This window comes from Bradyrhizobium sp. HKCCYLRH1030, assembly GCF_051168395.1.
In the GTDB taxonomy this organism is placed as follows: Bacteria; Pseudomonadota; Alphaproteobacteria; order Rhizobiales; family Xanthobacteraceae; genus Bradyrhizobium.
This window is the reverse complement of the sequence record NZ_JBNPUY010000013.1, coordinates 24,867-49,923: the sequence shown is the minus strand read 5'-3', so window position 1 is coordinate 49,923 and position 25,057 is coordinate 24,867. Positions and strand designations below refer to the sequence as shown.

General features: G+C 66.1%; 20 protein-coding genes. 4 read left to right on the top strand and 16 right to left on the bottom strand.

Annotation, left to right across the window (positions count from 1 at the left end):
- Positions 1 to 51: 51 nt before the first annotated feature.
- Positions 52 to 981 (top strand): DMT family transporter, encoded by a 930-nt coding sequence (locus ACQR1E_RS29840; protein WP_315750076.1) that lies wholly within the window; start codon positions 52 to 54, stop codon positions 979 to 981.
- Positions 982 to 1,038: 57 nt separating this feature from the next.
- Here ACQR1E_RS29840 and ACQR1E_RS29835 read toward each other — a convergent pair whose 3' ends face one another.
- From ACQR1E_RS29835 to ACQR1E_RS29810, 6 genes are all read right to left on the bottom strand, one after another.
- Complete coding sequence (locus tag ACQR1E_RS29835; protein WP_434897919.1) at positions 1,039 to 2,724, bottom strand: methyl-accepting chemotaxis protein; 1,686 nt, start codon at positions 2,722 to 2,724, stop codon at positions 1,039 to 1,041.
- A gap of 117 nt (positions 2,725 to 2,841) precedes the next feature.
- Positions 2,842 to 4,698: an ATP-dependent zinc metalloprotease FtsH gene (ftsH, locus tag ACQR1E_RS29830; protein ID WP_315714130.1), complete on the bottom strand. Its 1,857-nt coding sequence runs from the start codon at positions 4,696 to 4,698 to the stop codon at positions 2,842 to 2,844.
- Positions 4,699 to 4,828: 130 nt separating this feature from the next.
- Positions 4,829 to 6,496 (bottom strand): mucoidy inhibitor MuiA family protein, encoded by a 1,668-nt coding sequence (locus ACQR1E_RS29825; RefSeq protein ID WP_434897930.1) that lies wholly within the window; start codon positions 6,494 to 6,496, stop codon positions 4,829 to 4,831.
- Between the two features lie 431 nt (positions 6,497 to 6,927).
- Positions 6,928 to 8,517: a phosphoglycerate dehydrogenase gene (gene serA / locus ACQR1E_RS29820; protein ID WP_316169320.1), complete on the bottom strand. Its 1,590-nt coding sequence runs from the start codon at positions 8,515 to 8,517 to the stop codon at positions 6,928 to 6,930.
- Positions 8,518 to 8,792: 275 nt separating this feature from the next.
- A complete protein-coding gene (locus ACQR1E_RS29815; RefSeq protein WP_315750074.1) occupies positions 8,793 to 9,965 on the bottom strand; it encodes a phosphoserine transaminase in 1,173 nt (390 codons plus the stop codon).
- 145 nt (positions 9,966 to 10,110) lie between these two features.
- Complete coding sequence (locus ACQR1E_RS29810; RefSeq protein WP_315714383.1) at positions 10,111 to 10,401, bottom strand: hypothetical protein; 291 nt, start codon at positions 10,399 to 10,401, stop codon at positions 10,111 to 10,113.
- Positions 10,402 to 10,507: 106 nt separating this feature from the next.
- On the opposite strand from ACQR1E_RS29810, the gene ACQR1E_RS29805 reads away from it, so the two are divergent.
- Positions 10,508 to 11,494, top strand: a complete 987-nt coding sequence (locus tag ACQR1E_RS29805) for an aldo/keto reductase (RefSeq protein WP_315750073.1) — start codon at positions 10,508 to 10,510, stop codon at positions 11,492 to 11,494.
- Positions 11,491 to 12,342, top strand: a complete 852-nt coding sequence (locus ACQR1E_RS29800) for an amidohydrolase family protein (RefSeq protein WP_315750072.1) — start codon at positions 11,491 to 11,493, stop codon at positions 12,340 to 12,342. Before ACQR1E_RS29805 ends, ACQR1E_RS29800 begins: the two co-directional genes overlap by 4 nt.
- On the opposite strand, the gene ACQR1E_RS29795 is transcribed toward ACQR1E_RS29800, so the two are convergent.
- The 4 genes from ACQR1E_RS29795 to glmM form a co-directional block, all read right to left on the bottom strand.
- A complete protein-coding gene (locus ACQR1E_RS29795; protein WP_315750071.1) occupies positions 12,343 to 12,798 on the bottom strand; it encodes a GNAT family N-acetyltransferase in 456 nt (151 codons plus the stop codon). It abuts the gene before it with no gap.
- 28 nt (positions 12,799 to 12,826) lie between these two features.
- On the bottom strand, positions 12,827 to 13,654 hold the full coding sequence (locus ACQR1E_RS29790; RefSeq protein ID WP_315714124.1) for an outer membrane protein: 828 nt from the start codon (positions 13,652 to 13,654) through the stop codon (positions 12,827 to 12,829).
- A gap of 188 nt (positions 13,655 to 13,842) precedes the next feature.
- On the bottom strand, positions 13,843 to 14,685 hold the full coding sequence (locus ACQR1E_RS29785) for an outer membrane protein (RefSeq protein ID WP_315750069.1): 843 nt from the start codon (positions 14,683 to 14,685) through the stop codon (positions 13,843 to 13,845).
- 400 nt (positions 14,686 to 15,085) lie between these two features.
- Positions 15,086 to 16,435, bottom strand: coding sequence for a phosphoglucosamine mutase (gene glmM / locus ACQR1E_RS29780; RefSeq protein WP_316169324.1), 1,350 nt, complete (start codon positions 16,433 to 16,435; stop codon positions 15,086 to 15,088).
- A gap of 407 nt (positions 16,436 to 16,842) precedes the next feature.
- On the opposite strand from glmM, the gene ACQR1E_RS29775 reads away from it, so the two are divergent.
- Positions 16,843 to 17,979, top strand: coding sequence for an alpha-hydroxy acid oxidase (locus tag ACQR1E_RS29775; RefSeq protein ID WP_434897918.1), 1,137 nt, complete (start codon positions 16,843 to 16,845; stop codon positions 17,977 to 17,979).
- 265 nt (positions 17,980 to 18,244) lie between these two features.
- Here ACQR1E_RS29775 and ACQR1E_RS29770 read toward each other — a convergent pair whose 3' ends face one another.
- The 6 genes from ACQR1E_RS29770 to ACQR1E_RS29745 all read right to left on the bottom strand — a co-directional run bounded on the left by ACQR1E_RS29770 (position 18,245) and on the right by ACQR1E_RS29745 (position 24,974).
- On the bottom strand, positions 18,245 to 18,823 hold the full coding sequence (locus ACQR1E_RS29770; protein WP_315750440.1) for a hypothetical protein: 579 nt from the start codon (positions 18,821 to 18,823) through the stop codon (positions 18,245 to 18,247).
- Positions 18,824 to 18,966: 143 nt separating this feature from the next.
- Positions 18,967 to 19,809, bottom strand: coding sequence for a shikimate dehydrogenase (locus tag ACQR1E_RS29765; protein ID WP_315714120.1), 843 nt, complete (start codon positions 19,807 to 19,809; stop codon positions 18,967 to 18,969).
- Positions 19,810 to 19,911: 102 nt separating this feature from the next.
- The gene (locus ACQR1E_RS29760; protein WP_434897917.1) at positions 19,912 to 21,675 is read right to left on the bottom strand and encodes a SulP family inorganic anion transporter; all 1,764 of its coding nucleotides are present in this window, start codon (positions 21,673 to 21,675) and stop codon (positions 19,912 to 19,914) included.
- A 94-nt stretch (positions 21,676 to 21,769) separates the two neighbouring features.
- Entirely contained in the window at positions 21,770 to 22,072 is a 303-nt protein-coding gene (locus ACQR1E_RS29755; protein ID WP_315714118.1) for a helix-turn-helix domain-containing protein, read from the bottom strand.
- Between the two features lie 206 nt (positions 22,073 to 22,278).
- The gene (locus ACQR1E_RS29750) at positions 22,279 to 24,327 is read right to left on the bottom strand and encodes an elongation factor G (RefSeq protein ID WP_315750067.1); all 2,049 of its coding nucleotides are present in this window, start codon (positions 24,325 to 24,327) and stop codon (positions 22,279 to 22,281) included.
- Positions 24,328 to 24,503: 176 nt separating this feature from the next.
- On the bottom strand, positions 24,504 to 24,974 hold the full coding sequence (locus ACQR1E_RS29745) for a DUF992 domain-containing protein (RefSeq protein WP_315750066.1): 471 nt from the start codon (positions 24,972 to 24,974) through the stop codon (positions 24,504 to 24,506).
- Positions 24,975 to 25,057 lie beyond the last annotated feature (83 nt).

The following is a 25,057-nucleotide window of genomic DNA, read 5'->3' as shown; positions in this document are numbered from 1 at the left end:
CCCGCCCGCCATTTCGGGCACAAGCTCCGGTCAACAAGAGAAGCCGATTCCTTGCCCACCGCATCGCATCCGACCTCGCCGCTGGCCTGGCTCAACAACCAGCCCTATCTGCTTCTGACGCTGGCCTCGCTGTTCTGGGCCGGCAACATCGTGCTGGCGCGCTATGTCGCCGGGCACGTGCCGCCGCTGACCCTGTCCTGCATCCGCTGGATCGGAACTTTCCTGATGCTGTGGCCGTTCGCGCGGACGCATCTCGTACGCGACTGGCGTACCTTGCTGGCCAGCTGGCCGCTGCTGCTGGTGCTGGCGCTGACCGGCTTCGCCATCAACAATGCGCTGTCCTACTGGGCGATGCAGTACACCCAGGCGCTCAACGGGCTGCTGATCCAATCCTCGGCCCCCCTGTTCGTAGCGCTATGGTCGCTCGTGCTGTTCGGGGTCAGGCTGACGGCGGCGCAGTTCGCCGGCATCGCGATATCCTTGACCGGCGTGCTGGTCATTTTGCTGCGCGGAGACCTCGGCGCATTGGCCGCCATTCAGTTCAACCGCGGTGACTTGATGTTCGCCGGGGCGCTGCTGGTGTTCGGGATCTACTCGGCGGTCATGACGCGGCGGCCGGCCGTGCACCAGCTGTCGCTGATCTCGTGCTGCACGGCCTTGGGCGCCCTGCTGCTGCTGCCGCTGGCCGCGTGGGAATACGCGTCCGGCTTCGTGCTGCAGCTCGATCTGCTATCGCTCCTGACCCTCGGCTACGTCGTGGTGTTCGCCTCGACGCTCGCCTATCTGTTCTTCAATCGCGGCATCGGCCTGATCGGGCCGAACCGCGCCGCGCCGTTTCTACATCTGGTGCCGCTGTTCGGCTCGGTGCTGGCGATCCTGCTGCTCGGCGAGGAGCTGAAGCCGTTTCATCTGATCGGCTACGCGCTGGTCATCGCCGGCGTGATCATCGCCTCCCGCACCGGCCGCACCAAGGTCGCGTGAGCGCCTGCAAGCTCACGCCGTGCTTTCAAGGCCAGGCCCGGTCCATCACCGCTGCGACTAGGCCGTGCGCACCTTCGCCATGAAGCCATCGACGGCCTGCTGCAGCAGGCTCGACTGGCTGTCGAGCTCACGTGCGCTTGACAGCACCTCGGCGGCAGCCATGCCTGTCGCTTCCGCCGCCTTGGTCACGCCGCCGATGTGCGCGCTGATCTCGTTCGAGCCGGCGGCGACCGACTGGATGTTGCGCGCGATCTCGCGCGTCGCGTCGCCCTGCTGGGCGATCGAGGTCGAGATCGAATTGGTGATCTCGCTCATCTGCGCGATGGTCTGGGTGATGCCGCTGATGGCGGTGACCGCATCCTGGGTCGAGGTCTGCATCGCCGCGACCTGCGCCGAAATCTCCTCGGTCGCCTTCGCCGTCTGGTTGGCGAGTGCCTTCACCTCCGAGGCGACGACGGCAAAGCCCTTCCCGGACTCGCCGGCGCGCGCGGCTTCGATGGTGGCGTTCAGCGCCAGCAGGTTGGTCTGCGCCGCGATCGAGTGGATCAGCTTGACGACCTCGCCGATCTTCTCGGCGCCGGTCGACAGCACCTGAACGGTGGCATTGGTGCGCTCCGCGTCGCCCACGGCTTTGCTCGCAATCTCGCTGGAACGGGCGACCTGGCGCGAAATCTCATTGACCGAGCTCGACAGCTCTTCGGCCGCGGCCGCGACCGTGCCGACATTGTCATTGGCGCTCTGGGTGGCGGCGCTGACGGTCGAGGCGCGCGAGCTGGCATCGCTCGCGGTCGAGGTCATCGATTGCGCGGTGTGCTGCATGCTCTCGGCCGCCGACGCCACCGAGCGGACGATGCCGTTGACGCTGCGCTCGAAGTCGGCGGCCAAATTCTGCATGGCCGCGGTCCGCTCGGCGGCCGCACGCTGCTGGGTGGCGGCCTCGGCCTGCTCGAGCTCGCGCATCCGCAGCGCGTTGTCCTTGAAGATCTGGACAGTGGAGGCCATCCCGCCGATCTCGTCGCCGCGGCCGACACCGGGAATCTCGCCCTCGAGCCGGCCATCGGCGATCTCGCGCATGCGGACGCCGAGACGATCGAGCGGCACGCTGATGCTGCGGCTGATCAGCCAGGCGATCCCGCCGGCGACGACCGCGATGCCTGCGCAGGCCATCCAGATCAGCCATTTCAGCGGCTTCATCTTCGCGTCGAGATCGTCAACATAGACGCCGGTGCCCACGAACGTATTCCAACCGGGAATCATCACGGCATAGGAGATCTTGCGGGTCGGCTGCTCCTGGCCGGGGCGCAGGTATTCGTAGTGCAAGGTGACTTCGCCATCCTTGGCAACGCCGTCGCGCAGCTCGACGACGAGCTTACGGCCGTTGAGCTCGAAATCGATCACATTCGAGCCGCGCTGCTTCGGATCCTGGGACAGCACCACATTGCCGTCCATCGTATAGGCGAACAGATAGCCCGTGCCCTTGTCGAAGGTCATCGTTCTCCCGCGATTGACGAACTCGTCGAGCGCGGCCTCCTTCGTCAATTTGCCGGCTTCGACATCCTTGATGAGGCCGAGGGCCATGTTACGCGCGGTCTCGACGATCGCCCGGCACTGTTCGATGCGGGCATTGACCATCTCCTTTTGCATCAGAGTGCCGGCAAACGTACCGGCCGCGGCAAGGCCCAGCATCGCCACGCCGACGACGATGGCGAGCTTGGGGGCAATCTTCAGGTTGTTCAGCAGCACGCAACGAACTCCGCCCGGTCCCCGATCGACGACCTCGATCTGTCAAGGTGAGCCGCTGGTTAACTGATCAGGCGATGGTTAGAGTTCGGTTGCGAACGCCCTCCGTAGAATCCCGGATCAGCTCGGGGCAACGGCATCCCGGACCGGGACCGCAGCGGAGGCCGGCCGCAACGGCGCGAACTCATCGGCGGTCAGCGTCTCCTTGGCAATCAGGAGCGCGACGCCGCGCTCGAGGTCCGGGCGATGGCTTTCGAGAATCGCCCTGGCACGGGCATCGCCGTCTGCAATCAGATCCCGGACGGCGAGGTCGATTTCGCGCCCGGTCTCCTCCGCCGCCGACACGATCTGATCCTGTGGCTGCAGGAACGACACCTGTGGACGCGGCGCGTAGGTGCGCTGCCCGACGGTCGCATCCATCCCGTATTTGGTGACCATCTCGATCGCGATCTCGGTCGCGCGCTGCAGATCGTCGGCGGCACCGGTCGAGACATCGCCATCGAAGATCAACTGCTCGGAAGCCCGTCCGCCCATCAGCACGGCGATGCGGTTCTTCAACTCGCTGACCGCGAGCAGGAAGCGATCCTCGGTCGGGCGCTGCATCGTGTAGCCGAGCGCGCCGACGCCGCGCGGAATGATCGAGACCTTCTGCACCGGATCGACGCCGACGAGATTGGCCGCGACCAGCGCATGACCCATCTCGTGATAGGCGACACGGCGGCGCTCGGCGGGACTGAGCACGCGGCTCTTCTTCTCGATGCCGGCGACGATGCGCTCGATCGCCATCGTGAAATCGTCGAACGTCACCTCGTGGCCCTTGCGGCGGGTCGCCGCGATCGCGGCCTCGTTGATCAGGTTGGCGAGGTCGGCGCCGGTGAAGCCGGTCGTCAGTGCCGCGACCTTGTCGAGATCGACGCTGTCGGCCACCGTGATCTTGCGGACATGCACCTTGAGGATTGCGAGCCGCCCGCCCCTGTCAGGACGGTCGACCAGCACCTGGCGATCGAAGCGGCCGGCGCGCATGAGCGCGGGATCGAGGATCTCCGGCCGGTTTGTCGCGGCGAGCAGGATGACGCCGGAGCTTGGGTCGAAGCCGTCGAGCTCCGCCAGCAATTGATTGAGCGTCTGCTCCTTCTCGTCGTAGCCGCCAAACTGGCCGCCGACGCTTCGGCTGCGGCCGAGCGCGTCGAGCTCATCGATGAAGATGATGCAAGGCGCGGCCTTGCGGGCCTGCTCGAACAAATCGCGCACGCGGGCAGCGCCGACGCCGACGAACATCTCCACGAACTCGGATCCGGAGATCGAGAAGAACGCCACACCCGCTTCGCCCGCTACCGCGCGGGCGAGCAGGGTCTTGCCGGTGCCGGGCGGGCCAACCAGCAGGATGCCCTTGGGCACGTGTGCGCCGAGCCGGCCATAGCTCTTCGGATCCTTCAGGAACTGCACGACCTCCTGCAGCTCGAACTTCGCCTCGTCGACACCGGCGACGTCGGCGAAGGTGACCTTGGTGTCGGTCTCGACATAGACCTTGGCGCGCGACTTGCCGATCGACATCAGACCGCCGAAGCCCTGGCGATCCATGACCTTGCGGCCGAGGAACACCCAGATGAGATAGAACATCAGCGCCGGCACGACCCAGGACAGCAGCGCCTGAATCAGCCCGCCCGAGGGCACACCAGTCACCGTCACGCCCTTCGCGGCAAGCTTCGCGGCCAGCGGCGGATCGACGCGCGCGGTGATGAACGACGTCTTGCCGTCGGACTGCTTGTCCTTGAACTTGCCCTGGATGGTGTCCTGGCTGACCGACACCTCGGAGATCTTGCCCTGCTCGATCAGCTGCTCGAACTGGCTATAGGGAATCGTCTCGACCGTGTTGTAGGTCGTCAGAAGCCATTGCAGCAGCAGCATGCCGACGCCGGCGAGGAAGATGTAGCCGACGGCGACGGCCTGCTTGCGGGTGTTCGGGTCGGATTCCATGTCGGCGCTCTCGGTCGAGATCGATCACGGCCGGACAGGACGTGATCGAACGGGGTCCCACTCGCGCATAACAGGGCCGGGACCGGGCGGCTTGTCATGGATCAAACGGCGCCGATCCCACGCCGGGCAATCAGCCCGACGGCTGCAACACGATCGACTTGTCCTTCGGCCAGCGCACACGCCAGGCGAAGGCGATATCCTTGGCCTCGCCGGGTCTGGCGTCGATCACCCATTCGACGACACCACGCCGGTCGCGGACGTTGGTCGAGGCCGGCGGCGTGGTCGCGGGAAGCATCTCAACCGTGATCTCCTCGTTCTCGCTGACCGGCAGTTGATCCTGGATCGCGACCTTGATCGGGAAATCATGCGCGTTGCGGACCGTGGTTTTGAAGGCGCGCTCGTCGATCTTCGCCGTCGTCACGATCAGACCGGCCGAACCTTCGTTCCGTTTGACGACACTGCGCTCGACTTTGACCTTGTCGTCGGCCCCGAAGCCGACATGAACGACCTCGTCCTTGCCGGCCGACGCCAATCTGCTGGTGCCGACGAACATGCCGTCGCGATAGATCGAGACCTTGCCCGGCAGCAGCGGCGCCTCCTCGCTCTGCGGGAAGCTCGCTTCGAGATAGGCGGTGGCATCGATGACGGGCGCCGAACGGATCGTCAGTTCGGGCGTGATCGTCGCGGTGGAAATACGCAGGCTCTTCGCGCCATCATTGGCACCGACGCTGACGCGTCCGGGGAGGTGGAAGACGGTCTGAAAGGCGCTGATCTCCGCGACCGTCTGCTGCTCGACGGCCTTGTCCGCGACATCTCCGAACGTCGTCCCTCCGCCAAAGCGAAACTCCTGCCGGCTCTCCATGAGTCCTCGTGCCGCGCTGACGGCCGCCGGCTTCGGCGCTGGCTGTGGCGGCGGCGGATATTGCGCGATGATCGTCCTGAGCTCGGGCGCGCTGCCGCCGCGTCCGGTCCGCACCGTCGAAACCGTGAGCGCGACCTCGGACCAGTCCTCCCCGGTGGCCTGCTGGATCTCGGCGCGTCGCACCAGTTCGAGAGCCGGTTTGCGGTCCTTCGCCGTCGTGTCGAGACGCGCGTCGTAGAGCGGCACCCAGCGGGCGTTGCGCACCGCGTAGGTCACGCGCAAGGTCGCCTTGGTCGCTGCCGCAGCCGACAATTCGATCCGCACCTCCAGCTTGCTCGGGGGCTTCGTCGTGAGATTGTCCTGCAGGCGCGCGATCTCGCGATCGATCTCGCGCTGCTTGCGTTCGGCATCACGGATCGCCGCGTCGGCCTGTCCAACCTCGTCGGCAACGGCGGCGAACGCGGCACGCCATTCCGTGATCGGACGCGCCTCGCCCTTTTCGCCGAGCCCGGCCGGCGATGCCTCGGCAAAACGCTCGGCAAATTTCTTGCGCGCCAGGGCCGAGGCGATCGTGCCATCGAGATTGGCGCGCTCGTCCTTCAGCGCTTCGATGCGCTTGTCGATGTCGGGCAGGTTGACGGGCGGCGCCGCACGCGGTGGCTTGGCGTCGACGGTACCGATCACGAGCTTGGCGCCGGCCTCGCCTTCCACACGAAGCGAGGACGCATCGAGTCCGAGCGGGAAGTCCTTGGCGATCGCCGTCGTGTCACCGGTGGGAAGGTCGAGCGAGATGACCCGGGTCACGGTCGCGCCGTCGGGATACACGGTGACGGCATCGACGGTGGACGTCGCGTCAAGGTTTGCCGCATGGCCCGGCGCCGCCGCCAGCGAGGCACCGAGAACGAGAGTTGTCGTAACCAGCCACGTCGTTCGCATTGCCATCGATCTCTCCGTATCCCAGCGCCCCTGAGAACCGGATGAGCCGGTCCCTTGCGGGGCGTTAGACGCCACGAGAGGTCCGCGGGTTCAAATCGTGCGACCGCAAAGCTTGCCGTTGAAATTCCGCCGAGCACAGACGAGCACAGAAAAGGGCAGCACGGCCACGGTGCCGTGCTGCCCCTTTCGGTCGGCCAATTTGGCCCAGCGCGTGAAGAGTTGAGGTCTGGTTGCGAACCGCGAAGGATGTGCGCTCCCTCTCCCAGTTGGGGGGAGGGCTGGGGTGGGGGTGCCTCCTCGATTGAGGCTGCCCGAGTGGAGCAAGCCCTCACCCGGCGCTTCGCGCCGACCTCTCCCGCAAGCGGGAGAGGTGAACCGAGCCAGCCGCTAAGTCGATTCAACCAAGAAGCACCGCGCGCGCTAGCGCGTCATCAGAACGCCAGCGCCTTGGCCTGCTTGACCTGCGGCAATGCCTGGATCTTGGCGAGCAGATCCGCCGGCACCGCACCGTCGACCTCGACCAGCGCGATCGCGTCGCTTCCCGGCGCGACACGGCCGAGATGGAAGGTCGCGATGTTGATCTTCGCGTCGCCGAGGAGGCTTGCGAACTTGCCGATGAAGCCCGGCTTATCCTCGTTGGTGACGTAGATCATCGACTTGCCGAACTCGGCGTCGACACGGATCCCCTTGATGTCGACGAGGCGCGGCTTGCCGTCGGCGTAGACCGTGCCCGACACCGCGCGCTCCTGATGCTCGGTGGTGACCGCGACCGTGATCAGGCTCTCATAGTCGCTCTCGCCGGCGCGCAGCACCTCGTCGACGATCATGCCGCGCTCCTTGGCGATCACCGGCGCCGACACGACGTTGACCTCGCCCAGCATCGGCCGCAGCAGCCCGGCCAGCACCGCCGAGGTCAGCGCCCGGGTCTTCATCTCGGCGACGTGGCCTTCATAGGTGATCTGGATCTTGGTGATGCTGCTTTCGGTGAGCTGGCCCGCGAACGAGCCGAGTTTCTCGGCGAGTGCGATGAACGGCTTCAGCTTGGGCGCTTCTTCCGCGGTGATCGACGGGAAGTTGATCGCGTTCGAGATCGCGCCGGTGAGCAGGTAGTCCGACATCTGCTCGGCGATCTGCAGCGCGACGTTCTCCTGCGCTTCCGTGGTCGAGGCGCCGAGATGCGGCGTGCAGATCACGTTGGCATGACCGAACAGCGGATTGCTGGTCGCCGGCTCCTCGGCGAACACGTCGAGGGCCGCGCCCGCGACATGCTTGCTGTTGAGGGCCTCGAGCAGCGCCTGCTCGTCGACCAGGCCGCCGCGCGCGCAATTGATGATGCGCACGCCCTGCTTCATCTTGGCGATCGCCGCGGCATCGATGATGTTGCGGGTCTTGTCGGTGAGCGGCGTATGCAACGTGATGAAGTCGGCGCGCTTCAGCAGCTCCTCGAGCTCGACCTTCTCGACGCCGAGATCGAGGGCGCGCTCCTCGGTGAGGAACGGATCGAAGCCGATCACCTTCATGCGCAGGCCCTGCGCACGGTCGCAGACGATCGAGCCGATATTGCCGCAGCCGATCACGCCCAGCGTCTTGCCGGTGATCTCGACGCCCATGAAGCGGTTCTTCTCCCACTTGCCGGCCTGGGTCGAGGCGTCCGCCTGCGGAATCTCGCGCGCCAGCGACAGCATCATCGTGATCGCGTGCTCGGCGGTCGTGATCGAATTGCCGAACGGCGTATTCATCACGATGATGCCCTTGGCGGTCGCCGCGGGGATTTCGACATTGTCGACCCCGATGCCGGCGCGGCCGATCACCTTGAGCCGCTTGGCACGCTCGATGATCTTGGCCGTGGCCTTGGTCGCGGAGCGGATCGCAAGGCCGTCATAGTCGCCGATGATGTCGGCGAGCTTGTCCTTGTCCTTGCCGAGATTGGGCTGGAAGTCGACCTCGATGCCGCGATCCTTGAAGATCTGCACGGCGGCCGGGGAAAGTGCGTCGGAAATGAGAACTTTGGGTTTGGACATGACGATGTTCCTTCACGCCTCTCGCGAGAGAGGGACAGCGCATCGGCGCCGGAATGGGTGGAAGCAATCGAATCGTAGGGTGGGCCAAGCGCAGCGTGCCCACCGTCTTTCGCGTCGGTTGACGTTGATGGTGGGCACGGCGCTTCGCGCCTTTGCCCACCCTACGCGTCTTGAATTTCGTCATTGCGAGGAGCGGAGCGACGAAGCAATCCAGACTTTCTTCGTGGCCCTGGATTGCTTCGCTGCGCTCGCAATGACGGCACGAAGAGCGTGCGTCACGCCGCCTTCGGCAGCGCGGCCTTGGCTTCGGCGAACGCCCAGTCGATCCACTGCGTCAGCAGCGCGACGTCGTTGGCTTCCACCGTCGCGCCGCACCAGATGCGCAGCCCCGCCGGTGCATCACGATAGTGCGCGAAGTCGAAGCCGGCGTTCTCCTTCTCGACCAGCGACACCAGCTTCTTGGCGAACTCCGCCTGGGCATCGGCCGACAGCGATGTGATCGCGGGATCGACGACCTTGAGGCACACCGAGGTGTTGGAGCGGATGGCGGGATCCTGGGCGAGAAAGTCGATCCACGGCGTCCGCGCCTTCCAGTCGGCGAGGACCTTGGTGTTGGCGTCGGCGCGGGCGATCAGCGCCTTGAGGCCGCCGATCGACTTGCCCCAGTTCAGCGCGTCCAGATAGTCCTCGACGCACAGCATCGAGGGCGTGTTGATGGTCTCGCCCTCGAAAATGCCGGCGTTGAGCTTGCCGCCCTTGGTGAGGCGGAAGATCTTCGGCAGCGGCCAGGCTGGCTTGTAGGTCTCGAGACGCGCCACCGCGCGCGGCGAGAGGATGAGCATGCCATGCGCGGCCTCGCCGCCGAGCGCCTTCTGCCAGGAGAACGTGACGACGTCGAGCTTCGGCCAATCGAGGGCTTGCGCGAATGCGGCCGAGGTGGCGTCGCAGATCGTCAGGCCTTCCCGGCTCGCGCTGATCCAGTCGGCATTCGGCACGCGCACGCCCGACGTGGTGCCGTTCCAGGTGAAGACGACGTCACTGGCCGGATCGACCTTGGACAGATCCGGGATCTCGCCATAGCCGGCGTGCAGCTTGGTGACATCCTTGAGCTTCAGCTCCTTGACGATGTCGCTGACCCAACCCTCACCGAAGGATTCCCAGGCGATCGTGGTGACAGGCCGCGCACCGAGCAGCGACCACAGCGCCATCTCGACCGCGCCGGTGTCGGACGCGGGCACGATGCCGATCTTGTAGTCGGCGGGCACTTCGAGGACGTCGCGCGTCAGCTCGATGGCCTGCTTGAGCTTCGCCTTGCCAATCTTCGCGCGATGCGAGCGGCCGAGGGGAGCGTCTTTGAGATTTTCGGAGGTCCATCCGGGGCGCTTGGCGCAGGGGCCGGAGGAGAAGTGCGGCACGGCAGGCCGCTGCGAGGGTTTCGCTGCAGTCATCGTCTATCCTTCCAGATAGTAAGCCTCCCGTTGGGGGGAGGTGTCCCGCCGGCGTGAATACGGTAAGGGTCGTTCCGCGTCAAGGAACTTCGCGCGCCTTCTGTCTGCGTTCACGCGGTCGTGCTGGCATGCAAGCGAATGCAATTCATTCCGGCGCGGCGCCGACCGGTGCCTGACCAGCCGGCGGACGATGCAGGAAGGTCATCGAGCCGTAGGCGCCGATCCAGGAGCCGACCGCCGCGAATGCGACGTAGATCCAGTTCTCCGTGTAGCTGATCACCGCGAATGACGACAGCATGTACCAGATCGAGCTCCAGGTCGCCGCTGACAACCGTCGCTTGGCAACGACCGCCGACGTGAACATGACGTAGACCGCGTCGGTGGCAGCCGTCGCCAGCACGACACCGAAGGCCGTCAGTGGATTGATCGCCGACATCGTCCTCTCCTCTTCGTTGTACTGCACCATGCGACGTCATTGTTTCGTCGAACGCATCCGTGCACAATGACGCGATCTGCACGCGCCGAACAACAAGGATAGAAGAATGGAACGCGTCCGTCTCGGGAGGAGCCCGCTCGACATCACCCGACTCGGCCTCGGGACGGCGCCGCTCGGCGGTCTTTTCGAGCCGGTCAGCGACGGCGATGCCGAAGCCACGATCGCCGCGGCGTGGGCGCGCGGCGTGCGCTTCTACGACACCGCGCCGCTCTACGGCTTCGGCCTCGCCGAGCAGAGGCTCGGTGCATTTCTGCGCCGGCAGCCGCGCGACAGCTATGTGATCTCGACCAAGGTCGGCCGGCTGCTGCGGCCGGACCCGACCGCCTCGGGCGAAGATCCGCACTACAAGGGCACGCCGCCGCTGCGGCCGCGGTTCGATTACTCCTATGACGGCGTAATGCGTTCGGTCGAGGAGAGCCTGGTCCGGCTCGGCCTCGATCGCATCGACATCCTGCTCGTGCATGATCCCGACGATCACTATGACGAGGCTGTGGCCGGCGCCTTTCGCGCGCTGCAGCGGCTGCGCGACGACGGCAGCATCCAGGCGATCGGCGCCGGCATGAACCAGTCGGAGATGCTGACGCGCTTTGCGCAGGCCGTTCCGGTCGACTGCTTTCTCCTGGCGGGCCGTTACACGCTGCTCGACCAGGGCGCGCTGACGACGCTCTTTCCGATCTGCCGCGAGAACAACATCGCCATCATTCTCGGCGGCATCTACAACAGCGGCATTCTCGCCAACCCTCACGGGCCGGCGAAGTTCAACTACGAAGATGCCGATGCCGCGCTGGTGGCGCGGGCGCGCCAGCTCGATGCGCTGTGCAGACAGCACGGCACCGAGCTCAAGGCTGCCGCGATCCAGTTCTGCCTGGCCCATCCCGCCGTGACCGTCGGCCTGCAGGGCGCCCGCAATGCGCAGGAGGCGGCCGACAACATCGCGATGGCGCAAGCTCCGATCCCGCCCGCCTTCTGGCGCGACCTGCGTGCCAGCAATCTCGTCGATGCCCGGGCGCCGCTGCCGGGAGACGCGCCATGAGCCGTGTCATCGACGCGCATCAGCACTTCTGGGATCCCGGTCGCGCCGACTATCCGTGGATGACCGGCGACGCGCTGGCGCCGATCCGCCGTCCGTTCGGTCCCGCCGACCTTGCCCCGCTGCTGGCCGAGAACGCTCTCGACGCCAGCATCCTGGTGCAGACCCGCTCGTCGCTCGACGAGACCGAGGAGTTCCTGCGCATCGCCCATGCGACGCCATTCGTCGGCGGGGTCGTCGGCTGGGTCGACCTGACCGATCCGTCGGTAGGGTCGACGATCGACCGGCTGCGCGGCCTGCCCGGCGGCGACAGGCTGGTCGGCATCCGCCACCAGGTCCATGACGAGGCCGATCCGGCGTGGATCTTTCGCGGCGACGTCAGGCGCGGCCTCGACAGCGTGTTCGCGCACGACTTGACGTACGATCTGCTGGTGCGCACGCGAGAGCTACCAGCGGCGATTGCGACGGTGCGCGCCTTTCCAAGAGCGCGCTTCGTGCTGGACCACGCCGCCAAGCCGCCGATCGCAACCGGCTTCGATCAGGACTGGGCCGATCGCATCGCCGAGCTCGCGGCTTGCGGCAATGTCTGGTGCAAGGTGTCGGGGCTCGCCACGGAAGCCGTCTGGACCGACTGGGACGCGGAGCGGCTGCAGCCCTACGTGACACATGTGGCGCGCTGCTTCGGCGCCGACAGGCTGATCTTCGGCTCGGACTGGCCGGTCTGCCTGCTCGCCGGCAGCTACCGTGAAATCAAGCAGGCGCTCGAGCGCTGCCTGACACAGCTCGGCTCGGACATCCGCGACAAGGCGTTCGGCCCGAACGCCGTCGCGGCCTACCGCCTGCCGCGCTGATCAGAACCGCATCACCATGCCGACATGGCTCTTGGCGAAGCCGAGCCGCCCGTAGAAGCGTTGCGCGTCGGTGCGGCTTTGATGCGTCATCAGCTCGACCAGATTGCAGCGCTGCTTGCGCGCCTCGGCGATCGCCCATTGCAGCAGCTGCTCGCCGATGCCGCGGCTGCGGCGGTCGGTGGCGACCCGAACATCCTCGACCAGCGCGCGCGACGCACCTTGCGAGCTGAGCCCGGGCAGGATGCAGAGTTGCAGGCAGCCGACCACCCGGCCCGCCTCCTCGGCAACGATCAGGGTGATGTTCCCATCCCGCGCGATCGTCTCGAACGCGTCGTAGTAGGACTGCGGCAACGGCTGCTCGAGGCGCTCGCGCGCCCGGCCGAGATGATCGTCGGCGAGCATGGCGACAATGGCAGCGACGTCGTCGCGCTGCGCAGGACGGATGCTGACGGACATCGGCATACAGGACAGGCTTGCAATCAGCTCAGAACTTGTAGCCGAGGCCCGCGCGCACCGTATTGATGCTGGTGTCGACCGTCGAGGTGAAGCGGACGTATTCGTATTCGGCCCGCGCAAACAGGCCCCCGACCAGATTGACGTCGACGCCGAGACCGGCGCTGTAGCCGTAGATCAGGTGATTGTGCTGAAGGTTGTTGGCGCTGAGCGGCGCAAGCGGCGTGTAGGTGCCGAGAAATGTCGTGCTGACCCGGTCCTGAACCGTCACGGACTGGCCGATATCTGCGTTGCCGAGTGCAAGGCCGAAAAATGCGTAGGGCAGGAAGCAACCCATCGCATAGCCGGCACGACCGCGGATCGTCGCCATGTCGGTGATCGAGATCTGCGAGGACTGCGTCGACGTCACGGCGTGGAAGTTGCCGTCGGTCAGTGCAGCCGTGCTGACGAGCGTGCGGCTCGAAGAGGCCATGCCGCCGTATTTGCCGTGCAGATAGCTCGCCTCGACGCCGAGCACGACGTCGTCCCACTGACTGTTGTAGCCGACGAAGGCGCCGAAGCCCGATGCGCGCGAGGATTGCTTGCCGAGATTCGGGTTCCAGGACGATACCTGCATCTGGCTCTCGATCAGCGTGTTGGCCAACACCGCCGCCGTCATGTTCTTGGTCGAGCCGTTGAAATTCTCATCGGACGAGCCGTAGCCGCCCTGGACGCCCACATAGTAACCGTCCCAGATGACCCGCGAATTGTTCAGGCCCTCGGTCAGGCCGCCGCGCAGGATCGGAAGGTCGGACAAGTCCGCGGCCTGGGCCGCGGAGACCATGCCGCACACCGAAACCGCCACCACCAGGCTACGCATCGCAACGCTCCAATCAGCACTTGACTCTCTGTTCCGATCATCGCGCGTTAACCTTAATCATTCGTTGTCGCAGCGCTCTGCACGGAAATTCTTTCAGCGAGAGCGCGCGCTTCGCCCGATCAGAAACGCGAAACGGCGCGGGAGGCCCGCGCCGTTCGTTCGATTTGCAGTGAGGGCGAGCGCTCGATTCAGCCCTTGCGGATCAGCGCCGGCATCGGCGGCGGCGGAGGATTGTCGAAATTCCAGCGCACGCCGAGCTTCAGGTCGTGCGAGGTGATGTCCTTGAACTTGAAGACGTTGCCAGTGGTGTTGCCGACGTAGTCGGATAGTACACCGGTCTGCCCGTGACCGAGATCGACGTAGCTGTAGGCCAGCTCCAGCACCAGGTTCGGATTGACGTTGTAAGCCAGACCGGCATGGGCCGCCCATGCGAAATTCCATTTCGAGGAGGTCGGCGCCGTCGCGAAGCTCGTGGTCGTGAACGGCAGGTTGTTGATGCCCGTGTCGGTGAAATTCGAAATCGTCACCCGCGCACCACCGACACCCGCGCCGATGAACGGCGTCACGCACCACCAGGTGCCGAGATCGACATAGGCGTTGGCGAGCACCAGCCATTCGGACTTGCTGCCGCTGTAATTGTCGATGCCGCTGTAGGGCACGCCGCCCGCCGTTGCATTGAAGCGGTCGGTGGCCTTGAAGTTCGCATTGCCGCGATACTGGCCGGTGACGTCGGCGCGGAACCAGCTGTTGAAGCGATAGCCGACGCCAACGCCGTAGATGCCCGCGGTATCGAACGCCGAGGTCTGGTTGAAGGACGTCATCGGCGTGTAGGCGGATTCGCGCGAGTAATGGACGTCCTTGACCTTCTGATTGCTGAAACCGATGTCGCCGCGCAGATACCAGCCACCGAAATCGGCCGCCGGCGGCGGCGCGTAGACCGGAGGGGGCATGATGGGCATGTCGGCAGCGAAGACCGAAGTGGAAAACAGAGTGGCCGCTCCGGCGGCGATCAGAAACTTAACGCTACGCATTTTTTCGTCCCTTTGGCCGGTGAAGCAATCGGAGAATTGCTTCCACATCACGCTGATGCCACACTATCACGCCAAATGCTTAAGCAGCGCTTAACCCTAATAATTAAGGTTGATTTTTCATGAGCGCGCGGAGTCGTTAACGGCCAAGCAACCCCTCCTAACAATTCGTTAGCGACAATTTTGACCGCAGGATGAAGAACAACTAATTAGTTGAGTCCCATCTCAATCGGTCGCAGCCAAGGCGCTGGCGCGCAGTCGATCGCGTCCGGCAGTCCGACGCGCCCTGCTCGCTCAGGCACATCCGCTCCCATCAGCTTGCGAGCAGAGAAGGGACCAACAAAAAGGCCTGCCATCCGACGTCGATGGCAGGCCGCAGAGATTGATATATTCCCGTCCGCGATCAAGCAGCAGCCGCAGCGTTGCCGACGGCAGCGACGATCTCGTCGACGACCTCTTCGACCAGATCGCGGTCGTCACCCTCGCCCATCACGCGGATCACCGGCTCGGTTCCGGAGGAGCGTACGAGCAGTCGGCCATGGCCGTTGAGGCGCTTCTGTCCGGTGTCGATCGCCGACTTCACCTCGTCCGCGTCGAGCGGCTTGCCGCTGCGATAGCGGACGTTCTTGAGAATCTGCGGCAGCGGGTCGAAGCGATGGCAGACCTCGGAGACCGGACGGCGCAGCCTCTGCACCGTCGCCAGCACCTGCAGCGCCGCGACGAAGCCGTCGCCCGTCGTCGCGTAATCCGAGAGAATGATATGGCCCGACTGCTCACCGCCGAGATTGTAGCCGTCGGCCAGCATGCGCTCGAGCACATAGCGGTCGCCGACCGGCGTACGCACCAGCTCGAGCCCCTGCCCCTGCAGGAAGCGCTCGAGGCCGAGATTGGACATCACCGTCGCGACGATACCGGCGCGCGCCAAGCGGCCGTCTTCCTTCCAGCTCTGCGCGATGACCGCGAGCAGCTGATCGCCATCGACGATGTGGCCGCGCTCGTCGACCAGGATCACGCGATCCGCGTCGCCGTCGAGCGCGATGCCGATGTCGGCGCGCATTTCCCGTACCTTCCGGCACAGTGCCTCCGGCGAGGTCGAGCCGCATTCCTTGTTGATGTTGAAGCCGTCCGGCTCCACGCCGATCGAGATCACGTCGGCGCCGAGCTCCCACAGCGCCTCGGGCACGACCTTGTAGGCCGCGCCGTTGGCGCAATCGACCACGACGCGAAGACCGTCGAGCGAGAGATCGCGCGGCAGGGTGCGCTTGGCGAATTCGATGTAGCGATCGTGCACGCCGTCGATGCGGCGGGCCCGGCCGAGGCTCGCGCTCTGCGCCAGCTTCTTGTCGAGCGATTCATCGAGCAGTTGCTCGATCTGCCTCTCGACATCGTCGGACAGCTTGAAACCCTGCGGCCCGAACAGCTTGATGCCGTTGTCCTCGAACAGATTGTGTGAGGCCGAGATCATGACGCCGAGATCGGCGCGCATCGACTTGGTGAGCATGGCGACCGCGGGCGTCGGCATCGGGCCGACCAGCAGCACGTCCATGCCGACCGAGGTGAAGCCGGCCACCATGGCGTATTCGATCATGTACCCGGAAAGGCGTGTATCCTTGCCGATCACCACCCGGTGGCGATGCTCGCCGCGCTGGAACAGAAGACCTGCGGCCTGCCCGACCTTGAGCGCGAGTTCCGGCGTGATCAGGCCGTTGGCGCGGCCACGAATCCCATCGGTCCCGAAATAGTTACGGCTCATATGACCCCCAGCAACGGCTTCTGGATTTCGTTACCGGCGAGCGCGAATCACAGGACCCGCCCTGCCGGTCAGCCCGCGGGTTATAGTCGCCTTAAGGCTAAGATGGCTTCAAAAAATGTGATGAATCATTACCACGAAACCGCCATGACCTCTGTAAGCCGTTGTTAAGACTAATTTTTCATTCGACCTGACGGCTCTGGAGGGCTCACCCGTCGGAGCCCCGCCGCAGCAGGAAGGTGCTCGCTCCGGCAGCCCTGGGTCATGTTGTTGCGGGACGCTCGCAGTTCGCCCTGCTTTGCCCAGACGCCGTGGCGGTTCCCAAGTTGGATTTGGCAGCCGCCGCAAAGATGCTAGATGACTGCCCCAGCCCTAAGAAACGAGACGCCGGTGGGGAGCCGAAGACCGCGATGAAACACGTCACCTGCATTGAAGACCTGCGCCTGCTGCACAAGCGCCGCGTGCCCAAAGCCTTCTTCGACTACGCCGATCGTGGCTCCTATGCCGAGGAGACGCTGCGCGCCAATCGCGAGGATCTGCAGAAGATCAAGTTCCGCCAGCGCATCCTGGTCGACGTCTCCAAGCGCGATCTGTCGACGACGATCCTCGGCGAGCCCTCGTCGATGCCGCTGATCCTGGCGCCGGTCGGCCTCCTGGGCATGCAGCACGGCGACGGCGAGATTCACGCCTGCCGCGCGGCGCAGGCCGCCGGCATCCCGTTCACGCAGAGCACGATGTCGATCTGCTCGATCGAGGACATCGCGGGCAGCGTCGAGAAGCCGTTCTGGTTCCAGCTCTACGTCATGAAGGACCGCGGCTTCATCAAGGCCCTGGTCGAGCGCGCGATCGCTGCGAAGTGCAGCGCACTATGCCTGACCGTCGACCTGCAGGTGATCGGCCAGCGCCACCAGGACATCAAGAACGGCATGAGCGTGCCGCCGGAATGGACGCTGTCGAAGCTGTTCGACTTCGCGATCAGGCCGGCCTGGGTGCAGGGCGTGCTGCAGGGCAAGCGCCGCACCTTCGGCAACATCGCCGGCCACGTGAAGAACACCGAGGATCTCACCAAGCTCTCGGCCTGGACCGCCGCGCAGTTCGACACCTCGCTGAACTGGAAGGACGTCGACTGGATCCGCTCGATCTGGCCGGGCAAGCTGATCATCAAAGGCATCCACGACATCGAGGACGCCAAGCTCGCGGTCGAGACCGGCGCGCAGGCGATGGTCGTCTCCAACCATGGCGGCCGCCAGCTCGACGGCGCGCCGTCCTCGATCCACGTCCTGCCCGGCATCGCGGAAGCGGTCGGCGACAAGATCGAGATCATGTTCGATGGCGGCATCCGCTCCGGCCAGGACGTGATGCGTGCGCTCGCGCTCGGTGCCAAATCCTGCATGCTCGGCCGCGCCTATGCCTACGGCCTCGGCGCCGGCGGCCAGGCCGGAGTCGCCAAGGCCATCGACATCATCCGCAACGAGCTCTTGACGACGATGGGCCTGTGCGGCGTCAACACGGTGGCCGAGATCGACCGGAAGGTGCTGGCGGATTAGCTCGAGAATCGGCGAGCAAGGTGCTCGGACTAATCAGCTTACGCGCCCCCGACTTCCACCATGCAAAAGCTGTCGTCCCGGACAAGCCGTGACGCGCGTCAGCGCGGCGCGGCGCTGATCCGGGACCCATACTCCGCGGCCGTCGTGTTGGGCAAAAGCCCAATTGCCACTGCGCCCTAAACTCCTCCCTGGGGGTATGGGTCCCTGCGTTCGCAGGGACGACACCGGCAACGGAGACGCAGTTGAGCACACAGAGAAAGGCAGGTCACATCGGCGGCGTCAGCCCATCGCGGCCGACGCTGACGCGGCTGGTCTCGAGCGAACCGTCAGGCAATTGCTTGACGGTGGCGATCACCTTGGCGCCGGCTTTCAGCTCGGACTCGTCGCCGGGCACGAAGGTGACGATCGGCGTGTCCGGCGTAATGTCGACGCGCTTTTCGCCCCCCTTGTACTTGACGAGCAGCGAGTGACCGTCGGTCGAGACCGAGCTTTCGGATACGGTGGCGTTGGTCATGCTCGAGTTCGGCTTCAGGTCCCACGACCGCGAGCCTTCACCCGTTCCGCGCATGTCCTCGGGAAAAATGTGGATCTCGACCGCCTTCGGCGCGCCGTCCGGGCCGGGCACCGTGGTGGCGCCGATGAACGAGCCCAGCTTGATGTCGGAGAGCTGCGCCTTGACGACACCCGAGACGCGCAGATCGCCGGCCATGCGCAGCTTGAAGATCTCGCCGCTGCGGGCTTTCACCGTCATCGTATTGGCGTCGACGCTTTCGATGGCGCCGCGCACGCGCGTCGGCACCGGCGCCTGCTGGGCGATGGCGAGCGCGGATGCAGCCGCAACCATGGCGAGTGAAGCGACGGAACGGATCAGGATGAGACGAGCGGACATGCATGGCTCCGAGGGCGAGAGAAGATCATCCGCGTCCAATGCGGGGCTACGCGGACGCTCGATCAATGAGACGCCGACCATCTGCGCTTATTCCGCGCTCAAGCCCTTGTGAGATCGGCCTCGACCAGCGCGCGCAACTCGGGCGTGACCTGCGGACGGCGGCCGAACCACAATTCGAAGCCACGCACGGCCTGGTGCAGCAGCATGCCGAGTCCATCGGCAGTGCGCAGCCCCCTCGCCCGCGCCGCCGCGAGCAACTGCGTCTCCAGCGGCACGTAGACGATGTCGGCGACGACGGCCTGCTGCGGCAACAGCTCGACGTCGAGCTCGAGCGGCGGCTGACCGTGCATGCCGAGCGAGGTGGTGTTCACGAACAGGCCCGCGCGCGGCAGCAGCGCGCCGACGCGGTCCCAGCCTTCGGCAACGACATGGCTGCCGAACTGATCAGCCAGGGCTTGTGCGCGCGCCGCGGTGCGGTTGATGATGTGGACGCGGCCGATGCCGCGCTCGAGCAGGCCGAACACGACGGCCCGCGCCGAGCCGCCGGAGCCGAGCACCAGCGCCTCGTCGGTGCGGTCCCAGCCTGGGGCAGCGGCGTCCAGATTGCCGATGAAGCCTTCGACGTCGGTGTTGGTGGCCCGCAGGATGCGGTCCTCGTACCAGAGCGTGTTGGCCGCGCCGACGGCGCGGGCACGCGCGTCCGGCTCGCTCAGCTCCAGCACGCGCTCCTTGTGCGGGATCGTGACGTTGGCGCCGACGAAGCCGCGACGGTCGAGATGCATGACGAAGTCCGCCAGCTCTTCCGGCGGCACCGCCTCGATGGTGTAGCCGCCGGCAATGCCGAGCTCGTGCAGCCAATGATGATGGATCAAGGGCGAGCGCGAATGCGCGGCAGGCCAGCCGATCAGGCACGCAGCGCGGGGTTTGGCGGCAAGGGTCATGGCCGTGACATCGGACAAGCTCCGGCTGGAGTCAATGCTGGGGCTCGGCAGTCGCCCCCAGGCGCCATGGCCCAAACGGCGACGCGGCGTTGAGGTCGCGTGTCAGCTCGCGGCGAGCCCATCGGCGACGTCCGCCGGTGCCGTCTCCTTGCCCTTGATGTCGGCCACCGCGCGCTCGATGGTCTCGCGGTAGCGCACCAGCGGCGGCCGCACGCCATGGGTCAGCAGCGCCCGACGCACGGTCGGCGACGCCCCGGTGATGAACAGGCGGATGCCCTGGCGCTTGGCTTTGGCGGCAACGCGGCTCATGGCGTTGGCGGCCGTCGAATCCAGGAACGGCACCGCTGCGAAATCGACCACGAAGGCCTTGCGGCGGTCGGCGATCGAGTCGAGCACGGTGCCGACGGTCGAGGCGGCGCCGAAGAAGAACGCACCGGTGATGCGATAGACCAGCACGTCCTTGTCGGCGCTGAGCTTCGGATTGTACGGCACCCGCGCCTCATCCTCGAAGTCGGCGCGGTCCTTTGCGACCAGAGGCGACCCGTCCTCGACGCCGGTCATCTGCGCCATCCGGTTGATGAACAGCACGGCGCCGAGCGCGAAGCCGACCAGGATGCCCTCGGTGAGATCGCGGAAGACCGTCAGCCCGAAGGTTGCGAGCAGCACCGTGGCATCGCCCCAGGACGATCGGATCAGGGTGGCGAACTCGTGCTTCTCGGCCATGTTCCAGGCGACAACGACGAGCACCGCGGCGAGCGCCGACAGCGGGATGTAGCTCGCCAGCGGCGCCGCGATCAGCATGAACACCAAAAGAAACAGCGAATGCAGCATGCCCGACACCGGTCCGCGGGCGCCGGCGCGAACATTGGTGGCGGTGCGCGCGATGGTGCCGGTGACGCAGATGCCGCCGAACAAGGCCGAGCCGACATTGGCAAAGCCCTGCGCCACCAGCTCGCAGTTGGAGCGATGGCGACGGCCGGTCATGCCGTCGGCGACGACGGCCGACAGCAGCGATTCGATGGCTCCGAGCAGTGCGAAGGCGATCGCATCGGGAAACACCGCCTGGATCTTGGCGAGCGAAAACGCCGGCAACGCCGGCGCCGGCAGCTCGCGCGGGATACCGCCGAATTTCGTCCCAATGGTCTCGACCGGAAGCTGCAGCGCGAAGGTGATGATGGCCGCGACCACCACCGCGATCAGGATGCCGGGCCAGGTCGGCCGCAGATGCTTGAGGCCGATGATGATCGCGATCGACAGCGCGGCCGTCACGACCGCAGACATGCTCGCGGTCGGCGCGCCATGCGCGAGCGCCGTGAGCTTCGGAAGCAGCTCGCCCGGCTCCTTGCCCGCAAGCGTGATACCGAACAGATCCTTCAGCTGGCTGGCAAAGATGATGACGGCGATGCCCGCGGTGAAGCCGACTGTGACCGGATAGGGAATGAACTTGATGTAGGTGCCGAGCCGCAGATATCCGGCGATCACCAGCATCACGCCGGACATCATCGTCGCGATCAGCAGGCCATCGAGACCCTGGCGATCGACCGTCGCAGCGACCAGCACGATGAAGGCACCCGCGGGACCGCCGATCTGAAAGCGGCTGCCGCCGAGCAGCGAGACCAGGAAGCCGCCGATCACGGCGGTGTAGAGACCACGCCCCGGCGAGACACCGGAGGCGATCGCGATCGCCATCGACAGCGGCAGCGCCACGATCGCCACCGTCAGGCCCGCCAGCGCGTCGGCGCGAAAGTCGCTGAGGCCGTAGCCCTCGCGCAAGACCGTCAGGAGTTTGGGGGAATAAAGCTCGGCGAAGGTCGGCTCATGATGTCCGACCCGCCCGTGCGAACGGTGTTCGTTTGCGATGCTCATGCCCATCACGCTCCCGTCGCCTCATCGGGCCGCGGCGCAGCCGACGATGCGTCCCACACGAAGCGCCCAGGGGCCCCGTGCCCGCGCGATGAGCCTAGCTTGCGTCATCGCGCGCGATGTCAGTTTGACGGCCCATGCGGCGGGGCGGCCCCGGGTCCTTCAGGCGAACACCACGCCCGCCGTTCTCGCTGCGGGAATGCTCACCGATCAGATCCACGCCCGCGCGATTGAGCGCATCGACGACCTTGGTCAGCGAGTCCACCACGCCGCGGACGTTGCCCGTGGAGGCTTCCATCCGCTGGATCGTCGGCAGCGACACGCCGGCCAGCTCGGCCAAGGTTCTCTGATCTATCCCGAGCAGCGCTCGCGCTGCCCGCATCTGGAACGACGTGATCACGCTGGCCTCACGTGGCAGACACCATAAATGATGTCTGAGACAAAGACAATGATGTAAAATACATCACAAACTGATCCCGGACGCAAGCTGGAACCCGGCCCTCGCCGTTTGTTCCCTGCGCGCCCGAGCAAAGGTCCCGACGCGATCCGGCCCGCCATCCCGAGAGAGGATGACGGGCCGGCGCTGCTCGGCGCGGAGCGTTCAGCTCAGGCGGCGTCGCGATGGGAGGCGATGATGTGGTCGGCGGCGCGGCCGGTCACCTCGGCCATGTGGTCGAATTGGCGGGTGAAGCTGCCGGCGCCGGCCGTCGCCGAACGCAATTCGACGATCAACTCGCCGATCTCCGCCTCCGGCATCATCGCCCGGACGCAGTCCCAGCCCGGCCAGCCGTCACGGGTATCGAAGGACAGGATCTGGCCGCGCCGCGCCGAGAGGATCGCATTGATCCTGGCGGTCGCCTCCGTCGGGCAGACGATCTCGACGGTGTGAATCGGCTCCAGCAGCACCGGCTGGCATTGCGGCAGCCCCTCGCCGACGCCGACCCGCGCCGCGGTGCGGAACGCGAGGTCGGACGAATCCACGCTGTGATAGGAGCCGTCGGTGAGCGTCACCTCGACGTCGATCACCGGAAAGCCCAGGGGGCCGCGGGCCATTGCGTCGACGACGCCCTCCTCCACCGCCGGGATGTAGTTGCGCGGCACCGCGCCGCCGACCACCTTCTCGGCAAAGCGGAAGCCTTCGCCGCGCGGCAGCGGCCTGATGTCGAGCACCACGTCGCCGAACTGGCCGTGCCCGCCGGACTGCTTCTTGTGGCGGCCGCGCTGCGTGATCGGCTTGCGGATGGTCTCCTGATAGCCGATCGCGGGCTGGTGCGATTTGACGTTGACGCCGAAGCGGTCGCGCAGCCGCTCCAGCGCGACGCGCAGATGCATCTCGCCCTGCCCCCACAGCACCGTGTCGTGGGTGCGCGGGTTCTGCACCATGGTCAGCGACGGATCCTCCTCGTGGAGCCGCTGCAAGGCCTGGCCGAGCTTGACGTCATCCTTGCGGTCGACGGCGGCGATCGAGAGCGCCAGCACCGGCGGGCACGCCTCCACCTTTGCCAGCGGCGGTGGTGCCGTCTTGCCGGTCGCAACCGTATCGCCGGTCTTGACCGCATCGAGCTTGCCGAGCGCCACCGTGTCCCCGGCCTGGGCGCCCGCGCGCTTGCTGTCATAGGCGCCGGTGGCAGCCAGGATGCCGGACACGCGCGCCGCCTCGCCCGAGGCGGCATGCAGCGTCGCGCCGTCGTCGAGATGGCCGGACAGCACCCTCGTCAATGACAGCTTGCCGCCATGCTGCAGATGCAGCGTCTTGAAGACATAACCGAGCGCCTCCTTGGTGTCCTTCACGCCGAGCCGCTGCGCGGTCTCGGCGATTCCGGGCGCCTCGTGGCGCAGCGCCTTCATCAGCCGCAGCACGCCGTTCTCGCGCAACGCCGATCCGAGCAGCACCGGGCAGATCAATCCCTCGCGCAATTCGCGCGCCAGATCGTCGAACACGGCGTCGCGCGGCGGCGGGATGTCCTCCAGCAGCTGCTCCATCAGCGAATCGTCGTGATCGGCGAGCTTCTCCAGCATCGAGAAGCGCGCCTCCTTCTCGCGGTCGAGATCGCCGCCTTCGAGCGCGATCACCTCGGAGGCCTTATGCTCGCGATAGATGAAGGCGCGCTCCAGCGCGAGGTCGACGAACCCTTCGATCAATTCGCCGTTCCAGATCGGGATCTGGCGCAGCACCAGGGGCACGCGCGAGGCCGGCTGCAATGTGGCAAGCGTCTCCCTGATCCGCGCATTGGCGCGGTCGATCTTGTTGAGAAACAGGAAGCGCGGAATGCGCAGCTCCTCGAGCTCGCGCAGGATGATCTGCAATTGCGGCAGCTTCTTCTCGTCGGCCTCGCAGACCACGATGGCGGCATCGACCGCCGGCAGCGCGGCGCGCATGTCGTGGATGAACTCGATCGAGCCAGGACAGTCGAGGAAGGTGTAGCTGTCGCCCATGAAGGTCGTGGTCGCCGCCGTCATGGCGACGCTCATCTTGTGCTGACGCGCCTCCGGGCTGGCATCGCCGACGGAGGTGCCGGCGTCGACGCTGCCCGCGCGCGGGATCGCGCCGGTCCGCGCCAGGATCGCCTCCAAGAGAGTGGTTTTACCGCTTTGGAAAGGGCCCACCAGCGCGATGCACCGTGGACCTCGGGGACTTCTCAGGTCTTGTCCCATTCGCCGCCTCCTCGTTGTGGAGCTCGGCCCTTGATTGGGTCGGCAAAGCCGAATGCTCTGCCTCGGCTGCCGCTTTGGCAAGCAGGCGGCCTGCGAAAAACGTTGCTGCAGTGCGGGGGATCGCGCCGTCTTCCCGCACGATGGCGGGAAGAGCGCTGTTCAAGGCAAAGGGAAGATCACCGCCCCGGGCGCAATTCGAGGCTTTGCAGCCCCGCCGAGACGCTGAGGCCGACCTGGCCCTGGACGCTGAGCGGCTGCAGCGCGATCGAGTTGGCGGAGCCGCCGACCAGCACGTTGCCGCCGACACCGACACCGACCGCGGCCGAGCCCTGGGCGCCGGCATAGTCGCCGGAGAGATCGCCCGGCCCGAGCCGCGCGACCGGTGCATAGACCACCCAGGCCAGCAGCGATTCCTGGGTGATGCCGAGATCGAGGCCGACCTTGCGGATGGTCGCGACGTAGCGGTCCTCGGGCAGGCCGTCGGCGCGCAGCACGCAGCCGAGATGGGTCACCGAGCCGACGATGAAGCCGACACTGGCGCCGCCGCGGCATTCGAGGACACCGACCCGCACGCGATCTTGCGCCTGGGCAGCGCCGGTGCAGAGGACGATCGCAGCGGCGAGCCCGGCGAGGATGGTCGAGCGCATGAATAGAACTCCGGCTGAAATGAACGTGTGATGCAGACCCGTCGATCGGACGCACGATCACAGGGCGCCACATCTATGCCACA